Source organism: Streptomyces sp. NPDC004629, assembly GCF_042873595.1.
Taxonomy (GTDB): Bacteria; Actinomycetota; Actinomycetes; order Streptomycetales; family Streptomycetaceae; genus Streptomyces.
In genome coordinates this window covers 553,536-565,526 of record NZ_JBIALO010000001.1, presented here as the reverse complement: position 1 = coordinate 565,526, position 11,991 = coordinate 553,536, and the positions used below count along the sequence as shown (strand labels likewise).

The 11,991-nt window shown below is 72.7% G+C and carries 12 protein-coding genes; 7 read left to right on the top strand and 5 right to left on the bottom strand.

The window, feature by feature from the left end:
* Positions 1-616: 616 nt before the first annotated feature.
* A complete protein-coding gene (locus tag ACFYTE_RS02465; protein ID WP_388703754.1) occupies positions 617-1,684 on the bottom strand; it encodes an alpha/beta fold hydrolase in 1,068 nt (355 codons plus the stop codon).
* Positions 1,685-1,891: 207 nt separating this feature from the next.
* Here ACFYTE_RS02465 and ACFYTE_RS02460 point away from each other — a divergent pair, with 207 nt between their 5' ends.
* The 4 genes from ACFYTE_RS02460 to ACFYTE_RS02445 all read left to right on the top strand — a co-directional run bounded on the left by ACFYTE_RS02460 (position 1,892) and on the right by ACFYTE_RS02445 (position 3,805).
* A complete protein-coding gene (locus ACFYTE_RS02460; protein WP_388703751.1) occupies positions 1,892-2,116 on the top strand; it encodes a hypothetical protein in 225 nt (74 codons plus the stop codon).
* Between the two features lie 166 nt (positions 2,117-2,282).
* Entirely contained in the window at positions 2,283-2,927 is a 645-nt protein-coding gene (locus tag ACFYTE_RS02455) for a TetR/AcrR family transcriptional regulator (RefSeq protein ID WP_388703749.1), read from the top strand.
* A gap of 152 nt (positions 2,928-3,079) precedes the next feature.
* Entirely contained in the window at positions 3,080-3,307 is a 228-nt protein-coding gene (locus tag ACFYTE_RS02450) for a DUF3107 domain-containing protein (protein WP_388703746.1), read from the top strand.
* Between the two features lie 228 nt (positions 3,308-3,535).
* Entirely contained in the window at positions 3,536-3,805 is a 270-nt protein-coding gene (locus tag ACFYTE_RS02445; protein ID WP_388703744.1) for a hypothetical protein, read from the top strand.
* Positions 3,806-3,883: 78 nt separating this feature from the next.
* Here the strand turns inward: ACFYTE_RS02445 and ACFYTE_RS02440 are convergent, their stop codons facing one another.
* Positions 3,884-4,642, bottom strand: a complete 759-nt coding sequence (locus ACFYTE_RS02440; protein ID WP_388703742.1) for a ferritin-like fold-containing protein — start codon at positions 4,640-4,642, stop codon at positions 3,884-3,886.
* Positions 4,643-5,137: 495 nt separating this feature from the next.
* On the opposite strand from ACFYTE_RS02440, the gene ACFYTE_RS02435 reads away from it, so the two are divergent.
* A complete protein-coding gene (locus tag ACFYTE_RS02435; RefSeq protein WP_388704041.1) occupies positions 5,138-7,870 on the top strand; it encodes a DEAD/DEAH box helicase in 2,733 nt (910 codons plus the stop codon).
* 198 nt (positions 7,871-8,068) lie between these two features.
* Positions 8,069-9,055 (top strand): alpha/beta fold hydrolase, encoded by a 987-nt coding sequence (locus ACFYTE_RS02430; protein WP_388703740.1) that lies wholly within the window; start codon positions 8,069-8,071, stop codon positions 9,053-9,055.
* 19 nt (positions 9,056-9,074) lie between these two features.
* On the opposite strand, the gene ACFYTE_RS02425 is transcribed toward ACFYTE_RS02430, so the two are convergent.
* The gene (locus ACFYTE_RS02425) at positions 9,075-9,968 is read right to left on the bottom strand and encodes an NYN domain-containing protein (protein ID WP_388703737.1); all 894 of its coding nucleotides are present in this window, start codon (positions 9,966-9,968) and stop codon (positions 9,075-9,077) included.
* Positions 9,969-10,139: 171 nt separating this feature from the next.
* Here ACFYTE_RS02425 and ACFYTE_RS02420 point away from each other — a divergent pair, with 171 nt between their 5' ends.
* Positions 10,140-10,292 (top strand): hypothetical protein, encoded by a 153-nt coding sequence (locus tag ACFYTE_RS02420; protein ID WP_121887214.1) that lies wholly within the window; start codon positions 10,140-10,142, stop codon positions 10,290-10,292.
* Positions 10,293-10,449: 157 nt separating this feature from the next.
* Here ACFYTE_RS02420 and ACFYTE_RS02415 read toward each other — a convergent pair whose 3' ends face one another.
* Together ACFYTE_RS02415 and ACFYTE_RS02410 are read right to left on the bottom strand one after the other, a co-directional pair.
* Entirely contained in the window at positions 10,450-11,055 is a 606-nt protein-coding gene (locus ACFYTE_RS02415; RefSeq protein WP_388703735.1) for a MarC family protein, read from the bottom strand.
* Between the two features lie 50 nt (positions 11,056-11,105).
* A complete protein-coding gene (locus ACFYTE_RS02410) occupies positions 11,106-11,963 on the bottom strand; it encodes a PHP domain-containing protein (protein WP_388703732.1) in 858 nt (285 codons plus the stop codon).
* Between the last annotated feature and the right edge of the window lie 28 nt (positions 11,964-11,991).

Here is an 11,991-nt window from a genome sequence, read left to right as displayed (position 1 = left end):
GGGCAACCGCGGAAACCCATGAGCCGGAGTACCGTCCGGCAACCGCGGCACGCCCCGACCCGGAGCCCCGTCACCCGACCGAGGTACCCCACGAGCAGGAGTCCCGTCGGGCAACCCCGGAAACCCATAAGCCGGAGTACCGTCCGCCAACCGCGGCACACCCCGCGCGGGAGTCCCATCCGCCGGCCGGGGTACCCCACGAGCAGGAGCCCCGTCAGGCAACCGCGGAAACCCATAAGCCGGAGTACCGTCCGGCAACCGCGGCACGCCCCGACCCGGAGCCCCGTCACCCGACCGAGGTACCCCACCAGCGGGACTCCCGTCCGGCATCCGGGGGATCCCCTGGGCCACGGCCCCGTCCGGCACCCGTGGAACCCCGCGCGCGGGCATCGCGGGCATCCCGTCGGCCGTGGGACGTCGTTGGCCGGGCAGTTGTCCCGGTGTGGGGCCCGGCCGCGCCGCCTGTCCCGGCGCGCGCCCGGCGCGCGGGGCGCCGATGTCACCCTGGCCGCCCGTCGCCGCCCCCGGGCCCGCCGCATCTCGCCGTGCGGTTATGTCCGCGGCGTCGCCCTTGGAGGCGGATCCGCGGCGGCTGTGCCGTCCCACCTCGCCCCCCTCAGCTCCTGGCGCCCGTGTCGCCGAGATCGGTTCCGACCTCCGCGTCGACGTCGGCGAAGCCGGGTCCACCGGGCCTCTCAAGTCGCCGCGCCGAGACCGACCCGCCGTCCAACTCCCGCACATCGCACAGGAGTTCCCGGAAGGCACCGGCCACCGTCTCAGGGTATTCCATCATCGCCACATGCCCGGCGTCCGGCAGGGACAGCAGCCGGGAGTCACGGAAGGAACGGGCCGCCTTCTGGGCCATGCGATAGCCGACGAGCAGGTCGCGGCCGCCGTAGATCAGCAGGGTCGGGGCGAGTACGCGCTCGGCCTGGCGCCACAGCCCATGCTGGCCGCCCAGCGTGTACGCGTTCACCAGCCCGCGCGCGCTGCGCGCCATCGCGTCCCAGAAGTACGGCAGCCGCAGCCGCCGCTCCAGTTCCTCCACGGCGTGCTGGAACGCCTCCGGAGTCACCCGCCCGGGATCCCCGTAACACAGGCCCGTGACGCCGCGAACCCGCTGCTCGGCCGTCCACTGCCGGGTGATCCGGGTGAACAGCGCGGCCACTCCGGGCAGGCCCAGCAGGGCCGTCGGCACGGCGGTGCGCTGCACGCGCAGCTCCGGCAGGGCGGGAGAGACCAGCGTGAGGGTCCGGACGAGATCCGGGCGGACCGCGGAGACCCGGGTGGCGACCGCGCCGCCCAGGGAGTTGCCGAAGAGATGCACCGGGCCGCGCCCGGCCGCGTCGAGGTAGCGGATCACCGCGCGCGCGTGGCCCGTGACGGAGTAGTCGCCGTCGTCCGGCGGCGGGGAGTCTCCGAAGCCCGGCAGGTCGACCGCTTCGCCGTCGACGACGTCGTCCAGCCGGGCCATCAGCGCCGACCAGTTCTGCGAGGAGCCGCCGAGCCCGTGCACGAACAGCGCGGGCGGAAGTCCCTCGCGCGCGGGAGGCCGCGCCCGGATCGACAGGGTGACCCCCGGCAGCCCGACCGACCTCAGCCGCTCGCCCTCCTCGACCCTGACCAGGGCCACCCTCGGAAGGACGCTGGTGGCCGACACGGACGGCAGTTCGGTCGAAGACATGCGGCAATGTTACGAGACGATCACGCGGCGGATCCTGTGTTCGCCGTCACAGAACGGCCGCCCCCCGGGCGTGTCGCGGGGCGCGGTCCTGACAGCGGCCGGCATCTCATGGCATAGCGTCCGTATCGGTGTCTTACGCTCGTACACAGGGCACCCGCAGTGTGGCCCCCGCTTCTTCCGGGGACGTTCGTAGGAAGGGAGCCCACCATGGCCTTTGACCCCACCGATCCCGACAGCGTCGAGGACGAGGAGGTCCGGGGAGTTCCGGAGATCGACGTCGAGGCGCCCGAGGTCGACGCGGCCGAGCAGCACGCGGACGTCGCGCCGGAGCACGACGATCCCCTGACCGGCGTGGAGCCGGACCGCGCCAACGAGGCCGATCTCATCGAACAGGCACGGGTCGTGGCCCTGGACGAGGACGACTACCGCTGACGCCTGCCCGGACACGGGCAGTGACCTGCCCTGCTGAGGGACCCTGATCGGCTACCGCCGGCGTCCGGTCCGTGAAATTCTGCGCTCGCACCGCGCACACCACGGTTACCGAAAAGTACGATGGCGGCGCGGCGCACACCGCATGTGGACGATTTTGGGAGGCGGCGTGACAGCCATCGAGCAGACAGAGGCGGCACGCCCGCGAGGCACGCGCCTGCCGCGCCGTGCCCGACGGAACCAGCTCCTGGGCGCCGCCCAGCAGGTCTTCGTGGCGCAGGGCTATCACGCGGCCGCGATGGACGACATCGCCGAGCGGGCCGGCGTCAGCAAGCCGGTGCTCTACCAGCACTTTCCGGGCAAGCTCGACCTCTACCTCGCACTGCTGGACCAGCACTGCGAGTCCCTGATCCAGGCGGTGCGGGGCGCGCTGGAGTCGACGACCGACAACAAGCAGCGCGTCCGGGCGACGATGGACGCCTATTTCGCGTACGTCGAGGACGACGGCGGGGCGTTCCGTCTGGTGTTCGAGTCCGACCTGACGAACGAGCCCGCGGTGCGCGAGCGCGTCGACAAGGTCAGCAACGAGTGCGCCGAGGCGATCTGCGAGGTCATCGCCGAGGACACGGGTCTGTCGCGCGCGGAGTCGATGCTGCTGGCCTCCGGGCTCGGCGGCCTCGCCCAGGTGGTCGCCCGCTCCTGGCTGCACAGCGACCGGAGCGTTCCCCGGGACCAGGCGGTGCAGCTGCTGACGTCGCTGGCCTGGCGGGGCATCGCCGGCTTCCCGCTGCACGGCGCCGAGCAGCACCCCTGAGCGGCCCGGCCGCCACCGGCCCCGTCCTGTTCCCGCTCGCTGTTCGCTCCTGGCGTTCTTGCGCGCAGCATGTACGTCCCCTCACCGGGCTAATGTGTGCTGGTACGGCGCGCTGGGTCGCGCACTTCACTGACCGTCGGAGGGACATAGCCGTGGAGGTCAAGATCGGCGTGCAGCACGCGCCCCGCGAGATCGTTCTGGAGAGCGGTCAGAACGCGGAAGACATCGAGCGCGTGGTGGCCGAGGCGCTGGCCGGCAAGTCGCAGCTGCTGAGCCTTGAGGACGAGGACGGCCGGAAGATCCTGGTCCCCGCCGACCGTCTGGCGTACGTCGAGCTGGGCGAGCCGACCACCCGCAAGGTGGGCTTCAGCGCGCTGTAGCCCCGTGGGCCGACGCCCGCCGCCCGGCGCGCGTCGGACGCACCCGCGACACCTCGGACGAGGGGCCCGGTGGCAGATTGCCACCGGGCCCCTCGCATGTGTCCGACGCGCGGAGGTGCTCCACATCCGACGCACAAGTCGCACACAGAGGAGGATTGCATTCCGCAGGTCACGGGTAGGACGGGCTACGACCGTGAAGCGCCGGCCGGCCGTGTGGAAGGACCCCTCATGATCCTGGAAGCTCTCGGCTCGGCTCTGGTCGGCCTGGCTCTGGCGGCCGTCGCGGTGCGCAGGCTGTCCCACCGGCTGCCCGCCCGCCTCCTCGTCTTCTTCACGGGGGTCGCCGGGGCCCTGTTCGGCGACTTCGTGACGCACACCGCGCTGGGCGCCGGCCCGGTCCCGGTCAGCCTGCTCGGCGCGGCGGTCGTCTCCGCGGCCTCGCTGTCACTGCTGCTGCGCCCGGCGGGACGGCTGCGCCGACGATCCGCCCCGGCGTGAGCGCACGGCGGGCCGCGGCGGCGCAGCCGCCGGTGGCCCCCCCGCCGGCGCCGCTCCTCGTGGCGCTCCCCGGCCCGGTCAGGCGGCCAGCCCCAGGGCGGCCATGCGCTTGGTGTGCGCCTCGGTGATCCGGGAGAACATCCGGCCGACCTCGGCGAGGTCGAAGCCGGCCGCGACACCGCCGACGAGCATCGTGGACAGCGCGTCCCGGTCGGCGACGACCCGCTGCGACTGCGACAGCGCCTCGCCCATCAGCCGCCGCGCCCACAGGGCGAGCCGGCCGCCCACCCGCGGGTCAGCGTCGATCGCCGCGCGCACCTTCTCGACGGCGAAGCTGGCGTGCCCGGTGTCGTCGAGGACGGCGAGCACGAGCCCGCGCGTGTCGGCGTCGAGCCGGACCGCGACCTCCCGGTAGAAGTCGCTGGCGATCGAGTCGCCGACGTACGCCTTGACCAGCCCCTCCAGCCAGTCCGAGGGTGCCGTCTGGCGGTGGAAGCCGTCGAGCGCGGCGACGAACGGCTCCATCGCCCGGGTCGGCTCCTCACCGATCTCCGCGAGCCGGTCCCGCAGCTGCTCGAAGTGGTGGAACTCGGCCGACGCCATCTTCGCCAGCTCCGCCTTGTCCGCGAGGGTGGGCGCCAGCTTGGCGTCCTCCGCGAGCCGCTCGAACGCCGCCAGCTCGCCGTATGCGAGCGCGCCGAGCAGGTCCACGACCGCGGCGCGGTACTGCGGGTCGGCGGAGGCCGTGGCCCAGTCCTGGGCGGCGACTCCGGTGGCCTCGGGCGAGGCGTCCTCGGGGGCGTGGTCAGGCTTGTCAGAGCTCGTCATGAAGCGCACAATAGCCCGCTCACCGGGCGGCGGAAGTCCTTGATCGATCAGTGTGAGGACGACTACGTGGCCAAATCGGCCATCGCATGTGCACGAATCCGGGGTATGGTGGTAATGCGCCTGCTGGGAACTCCGTCGTTCCGACGCCGCTTCCGGTCAGGCCGCACGCATGAGGATGCCCGGTCGGTGGCCCGATCGGCTCCGACCCGACAGCCCCTCCATGGACGTACGGCACATTGCGTACGCCGACCGGAGGGAACCCTCAGCGGCGAGAGCGCTAGAGCGTCGGCAGAGGTCCCGTGCCAAACGGCTTGCCCCCGCGGTTCGCCCGTGAGGCAGCCGACGTCCCCGGCACGGTCCGACACGACCCCCGCGCTCGCCTCGCGCCGCGCACACAGAAGAGGCAGCACCCTGACTACGACGTTTCGAGAACTCGGAATCCTTCCCGAGACAGCCGAGGCCCTGGAGGCCGTCGGCATCATCACTCCCTTCCCCATCCAGGAGATGACCCTCCCCGTCGCCCTCTCCGGCACGGATGTCATCGGCCAGGCCAAGACCGGCACCGGCAAGACGCTGGGCTTCGGCCTCCCGCTCCTCGAACGCGTCACCGTCCCCGCCGACGTCGAGGCGGGCCGGGCCGCACCCGAAGCCCTCACCGACGCCCCGCAGGCGCTCGTCGTCGTCCCCACCCGCGAGCTGTGCACGCAGGTCACCAACGACCTGCTGACCGCGGGCAAGGTGCGCAACGTGCGGGTGACCGCGATCTACGGCGGCCGGGCCTACGAACCCCAGGTGGAGGCCCTCAAGAAGGGCGTCGACGTGGTCGTCGGCACCCCCGGCCGGCTGCTGGACCTCGCCGGGCAGAAGAAGCTGAACCTGAAGCACGTCAGGTGTCTGGTCCTCGACGAGGCCGACGAGATGCTGGACCTCGGGTTCCTGCCCGACGTCGAGAAGATCATCGACATGCTGCCGGCCAAGCGCCAGACCATGCTGTTCTCGGCGACCATGCCGGGCGCGGTGATCGGCCTGGCCCGCCGGTACATGTCCCGGCCCACGCACATCCGTGCCACCGCGCCGGACGACGAGGGCGCGACGGTCGCGAACATCAAGCAGTTCGTGTACCGCGGTCACTCCATGGACAAGCCGGAGATGATCGCGCGCATCCTGCAGGCCGAGGGCCGCGGGCTCGCAATGATCTTCTGCCGTACGAAGCGGACGGCGGCGGACATCGCCGAGCAGCTCCAGCGGCGCGGCTTCGCCTCCGGCGCGGTCCACGGCGATCTGGGCCAGGGCGCCCGCGAGCAGGCGCTGCGCGCCTTCCGCAACGGCAAGGTCGACGTCCTCGTGTGCACCGATGTCGCCGCGCGCGGCATCGACGTCGAGGGCGTGACCCACGTCATCAACTACCAGTCCCCCGAGGACGAGAAGACGTATCTGCACCGCGTGGGCCGTACCGGCCGTGCGGGCGCGAAGGGTACGGCGATCACGTTCGTCGACTGGGACGACATCCCGCGCTGGCAGTTGATCAACAAGGCGCTGGAGCTGGACTTCAACGACCCGGTGGAGACGTACTCCACCTCCCCGCACCTCTTCTCCGACCTCGGCATCCCCGAGGGCACCAAGGGTGTCCTGCCACGCTCCGAGCGCACGCGCGCCGGGCTGGAGGCGGAGGAGTTGGAGGATCTGGGCGAGACCGGGGGCCGCGGTGCGCGCGGTCGCGGCGGGCGAGGCGGCCGGGGCGAGTCCCGGCCGGCCGAGCGCGAGCGTCCGGCCGAGCGCGAGCGTCCGGCGGGCCCGCCGCGTCGTCGCCGCCGCACGCGCGGCGGGGCACCGCTCGACTCGGCACCCGCCGGGTCCGGGGCTGTGCCGGCCGACTCCGGGGTGCCGGCCGCCGAGGCCGTCACCGCGGAGGAGGTCACGGCGCCGCGTACGCCGCGCCGCCGTCGCCGCACCCGTGGCGGGGCGCCCGCGGAGCCGGTGGCGGTCGCCGCGGCGACCGAGCCGGCGCCGACCGGCGAGGCCGCCCTGACGACGGCGGAGGGCACGGTCGAGGTTCCCGAGCGGCAGCCGCGCCGCCGACGCACGCGCAAGGCGACGGAGCGCGAGCGCGCGGCGACACCGGCCGAGAGCACACCCGAGGCGATCGCCGCACCCGAGGCCGCCGTCCGGCCCGAGGCGAGCGTCCGGCCCGAGGCGAGCGTCGAGGCTCAGGCCGTCGTCCGGCCCGAGCCGGTCGTCGAACCCGCGCCGGTCGTCGAGCCCGTGGCCGCGGCGCCCGCGCCGGAGGCAGCGGAGGCAGCGGCGGTTGCGGAGTCGGAGGCGCCGGCGAAGCCGCGTCGCCGTACACGCAAGACGGCAGCTGCGGCCGAGACGGCGACCGCTGCCGAAGCGGCGATGGACACCGCCGAAGCCGCTGAGGCGAAGCCCAAGGCCCGTCGGACCCGTAAGGCCGCCGCCGCGCAGGTCCCCGCCGAGGAGGCGCAGGGAACGGCCGACGTCGCGGAGACTGCGGAGGCCGCCACGCCCCGCCGCCGCACCCGTAAGGCCGCGACCGCGGCCGAGACCGCCGTGGACACGGCGGAGGCCGAGGCGAAGCCGAAGCGCACCCGCAAGACCGCCGCTGCCGCCGAGGCGCCGGCGGAGACGGCGGAGGCCGAGGCGAAGCCGAAGCGCACCCGCAAGACCACGGCCGCCGCCGAGACCGCAGTGGACACGGCCGAGAGCACCGAAGCAAAGCCGAAGCGCACCCGCAAGGCGACCGCCACCGCGGACACCACCGGCACGCCGGAGGCCACCACCGAGGCCAAGCCACGCCGCACCCGCAAGACCGCGACCGCGGCCGAGACCGCCGTGGACACGGCGGAGGCCACGGAGGCCAAGCCGAAGCGCACCCGCAAGACCACCGCTGCCGCCGAGGCACCGGCGGAGGCCGAGGCGAAGCCGAAGCGCACCCGCAAGGCGACCGTCACCGTGGACACCGCGGACACGCCGGAGGCAACCGCCGAGGCCGAGCCGAAGGTTCGTCGGGCCCGGAAGGCAGCCGCCGCACCGGTGACCGCCGGGATCCCGGCGCAGGCCACCGAGGAGCCGGAGGTCAAGCCGAGGCGCCGCACGCGCAAGGCCACGGCCCTGGCGGACACGGCCGACGCCGAGGCCACCGACGCGGCCGCGGAGACGAAGCCCAGGGCGCGCAGGACCCGCAAGACCGCCGCGGCGGCGGAATCCCCGGAGGCCTGACCGGCACCGCCGCCACGCCCACGCCGACGGCCCGGCCCGCCCAGCGGGACCGGGCCGTCGGCGTTCCCGCACACGGCACCCCACCGTCACGCCCTGGCGGCGTCACCTCGCGCGAGATCGGTCGGCGGGTTGGCGGGATTCATCCGGGGTCCTCCGCCCGTTCTGCTCCCGGCCCCGGTGGCCGATAACCTCTGGGGCATGAGCAGGCCACCCTCCTTCGTTCCGCCTCCCGGTGCCCGTGCCTACGCGTTGCGTACCGCGCGTGGCGAGTTCGCCGTGGTCGACTCGCCCGTGGCCGACGGTGTGGAGCCGCGGGGGGTCGCGCTGCTGCTGCCCGGGTTCACCGGGAGCAAGGAGGATTTCCATCCGCTGCTCGTGCCGCTCGCACGGCGCGGCTATCGGGCCGTGGCCGTGGACGGACGCGGGCAGTACGAGTCGGACGGCCCGGAGCACGACGAATCCGCCTATGCACAGCGGGAGTTGGCGCAGGACGTGCTGGCGCAGGCGGCGGCCCTGGGCACTGCGGTGCACCTGCTGGGGCACTCCCTGGGCGGGCAGATCGCGCGGGCGGCCGTGCTGCTCGACGGGGCCGTGTTCCGCTCGCTCACCCTGATGGCCTCCGGCCCGGCGCAGATCTCCGCCTCCCAGCAGCAGCGCGTCAAGCTGCTGCGGGACGCCCTCGCCGTGATGTCGATGGCGGAGGTGTGGGACGCCATCGAGGCGATGGAGCCGCCGGAGGAGACCGAGGTCGACGGCGGTCCGGACGACCGGGCGGCACTGCGCCGGCGCTGGCTTGGCAACAGGCCGGCCCAACTGATCGCCACCGGCCGCCAGTTGTGCATCGAGCCGGACCGCGTCGGCGAACTCGCCGCGGCGGGGCTGCCGTTCCATGTGCTGTCCGGCGCGGCCGACGACACCTGGCCGGTGCCGCTCCTTGACGACATGGCCGTACGGCTCGGGGCCCGCCGGACCGTCGTCGCGGGTGCGGAGCACTCGCCCAACACCGACCAGCCGCTCCCGACGGCCCGAGCGATCGCCGACTTCTGGGACGGCACAGGCTTCTGGGACGGCACAGGCGAGGACGGCGAGTACCGTACGGGCGAAGAGGACGAGAACCGCACACGCGGGGAGAGCGAGAACCGCACACGCGGGGAGAGCGAGAACCGCACACGCGGGGACGGTTAGACCCCGGCCCGCCACCGGATCAGTACTGCGTCTGCAGGTGCTCCCAGAAGCCGTCCCGCAGCGCGCGCCGCAGCTCCGCCTGGCCGCGCAGCGAGTACTGGAGCAGCCCTTCGGCCTCGACCAGCAGGTCCTGGTCGACCGAGCCGGGCAGATAGGGGTGCCCTGGCAGCAGTTCCAGCAGGGCCTCCCGGCCGCGCGCGGACAGCCACTTCGCCGCGATCTGGGCACCCACGAAGCGGACGTCCTCGCGTGTGGGCCGGTTCGCCGTGCCGTCGTAGACGGGGGCGGTGCGCCGGGCGACGTACGGCTTGAAGAAGTCCAGGTCGAAGGTGCGCTGGCTGTCGACCTCCCAGAGCAGGGGCTCCGCCTGGTTGCGGCCCTCGGGTGCCTCGATGCCCCAGAGGTGGACCCGGGCGCCGTAGCCCTGGGCCGCCTCCACCGCGGAGACCAGGTCCTCGTCGCCGCCGATGAGCGCCGCGTCGCTGATGGCGCGGTGCCGGGCCAGGGACTCCAGGTCGGTGCGGATGAGAGAGTCGACGCCTTTTTGCTGGTTGTTGGCGTTGAGGTTGCCGAGGCGGACCTTCACGTCGGGGAGTTCGGCGATGGACTGCTGCTCGGCGGTGTGGATGCGACGCCGGGCGCCGTCGTACCAGTAGACCCGGAGCAGCCGGCTGTCCGCGAAGATGGTGCGGGCGCGGTCGATGAGCGCTTCGATCAGGCCCTCCGCGTCGAGGTCGAAGGCGCGCCGGTCCTCGGTCCCGGCCACCAGTCGGCCCGCGGCCGCGTAGAGGTATCCGGCGTCCACGAAGATCGCGTGGGTCGAGGGCGTCTTCGCCACTTCGGCGAGCATGCGCTGGAGCAGCTCGTTGGTGCGGTCGATGCGGGCCTGGATGCCGGCTTGGTCGTCGTTCATCACCTCCATTGTCTCGGCGGTCACGCTGCGAACACAACCGGTCCCGGTCAGTCTCGTAATAACCTCTTACCGGTCAGTAATTAGTTGTTCGAAAAATTTCCTTAGCGTAGGGAATGTTTGTAACAAGCATCCCGTTGACTCAGACGGAACAACGAGACGAAGGGAGAAGCCATGCGCTTCGAGATCATGCGACTCGACGAGGTCGACGGGACGCCCGTGGACAGCACCGTCGTGGACGCCGCCTCCGTCAACCGGATCGTGCAGCAGGCCGCCGCCATCGGACAGCGGCTGTGGATCCGACCCGCCGAGAGCACGGCCTCGTAACAGACACTCAGCAAGCACGGACACTCAGCAAGCGGATCACCGGTCAGGGATCACCCGGATCACGGACCACCGTCGAAGAGCTTTCAGGGCCCCCGCGCGGCATCGACGCCGACGGGGGCCCTGCGCATGAGGCGGGGCCGCCGGGTCCGCCCGTGGCTCAGCCGCCCTTGATCACCTGGGTGATCCCGTTGATGATCTGCTGCACGGCGATGGCGGAGAGCATCATGCCCGCGAGCCGCGTCACCAGCACCACCCCGCCGTCCTTGATGACCCGGATGATCAGCAGCGAATAGCGCATCGCCAGCCACAGCACGACATGGACGGCGAGGATCGCCGACCACACCGAGACCTGCGAGGCCACGGTGTCGGCCTTCTGCACGGCCAGGATGACCGACACGATGGCACCCGGACCGGCCAGCAGCGGCATGCCCAGCGGTACGAGGGCGACATTGACGTCCTTGGTCTGCTTCGGCTCGTCCGTCTTGCCGGTGAGCAGGTCGAGCGCGATCAGCAGGAGCAGCAGTCCGCCCGAGATCATCAGCGCGGGCACGGAGACATGCAGATAGTCGAGGATCCGATGGCCCAGCAGGCCGAAGACGGCGATCACCCCGCCGGCCACGCAGACGGCCTGGAACGCCATCCGCTTCTGCACCTTGGCGGGGCGTCCGGCGGTCAGCGCGAGGAAGATCGGGGTGATCCCGGGGGGATCCATGATGACGAAGAGGGTGAGGAACAGGGAACCGAAGACGGTGAGGTCGACCATGGGTGCAGCAGAGCCTTGCGGAAGAGACGTACGGGGGGCGCGGGCGGGTGTCAGGCCCCGCCGGCCCCGGGCACCGGGAACGCGCCGGTCGCACGCCGGGTGATCTCGCCGTAGACCTCGGGGTCCGTGGTGTACTCGCCGAGCGCCACGGGCTTGCGGCTGCCGTGGTAGTCCGAGGAGCCCGTGACCAGCAGCCCCAGGTCCTTCGCCAGTCCGCGCAGCCGGGTCCGGGCCGCCGCGTCGTGGTCCATGTGGTCGACCTCGATGCCGTCGAGGCCGGCCGCGGCCATCTCGGCGATGGTGGACTCCGGCACCGTACGGCCGCGCTTGGCGGCGGCCGGATGCGCGAAGACGGTGACGCCGCCGGCCGCCTTGACCAGCCGGATGGCCTCGAACGGGTCGGTCTCGTGCTTCGCCACGAAGGCCCGTCCGCCGTCGGCCAGCCAGTCCTCGGTGAACGCGTCGCCCACGGTCGGTACGACGCCCAGTTCGACCAGCGCGGAAGCGACATGCGGCCGGCCGACGGAGCCGTCGCCCGCGATCCGCTTCACCTGCTCCCAGGTGACCGGGACACCCAGCTCGTTCAGCTTGGCGATCATGCCCTGGGCCCTCGGCACCCGGTCGTCGCGGACCAGCTCGCGCTCGGCGAGCAGGGCGGGCTCCTCGGGGTCGAAGAGGTAGGCCAGCAGATGCAGGGAGATGCCGTCGACACGGCAGGACAGCTCGGCGCCCGTGACGAGGGTGAGCCCCGGCGGGAGCGCGGCGATGGCTTCGGCATGGCCGCGGGTGGTGTCGTGATCGGTCAGCGCGACGACGTCAAGACCGGCCGCGGCGGCGTTGCGCACCAGTTCGGCCGGGGTGTCCGTGCCGTCGGACGCCGTGGAGTGGCAGTGCAGGTCGATGCGCACGACGCGGGCTCCAGGCGGGGACGGGACC

Bases quoted from the DNA above. Each gene is read 5' to 3' on its own strand.
- ACFYTE_RS02465 (WP_388703754.1), bottom strand. From the start codon at position 1,684: ATGTCTTCGACCGAACTGCCGTCCGTGTCGGCCACCAGCGTCCTTCCG.
- ACFYTE_RS02460 (WP_388703751.1), top strand. From the start codon at position 1,892: ATGGCCTTTGACCCCACCGATCCCGACAGCGTCGAGGACGAGGAGGTC.
- ACFYTE_RS02445 (WP_388703744.1), top strand. From the start codon at position 3,536: ATGATCCTGGAAGCTCTCGGCTCGGCTCTGGTCGGCCTGGCTCTGGCG.
- ACFYTE_RS02435 (WP_388704041.1), top strand. From the start codon at position 5,138: ATGACCCTCCCCGTCGCCCTCTCCGGCACGGATGTCATCGGCCAGGCC.
- ACFYTE_RS02430 (WP_388703740.1), top strand. From the start codon at position 8,069: ATGAGCAGGCCACCCTCCTTCGTTCCGCCTCCCGGTGCCCGTGCCTAC.
- ACFYTE_RS02425 (WP_388703737.1), bottom strand. From the start codon at position 9,968: ATGAACGACGACCAAGCCGGCATCCAGGCCCGCATCGACCGCACCAAC.
- ACFYTE_RS02420 (WP_121887214.1), top strand. From the start codon at position 10,140: ATGCGCTTCGAGATCATGCGACTCGACGAGGTCGACGGGACGCCCGTG.
- ACFYTE_RS02415 (WP_388703735.1), bottom strand. From the start codon at position 11,055: ATGGTCGACCTCACCGTCTTCGGTTCCCTGTTCCTCACCCTCTTCGTC.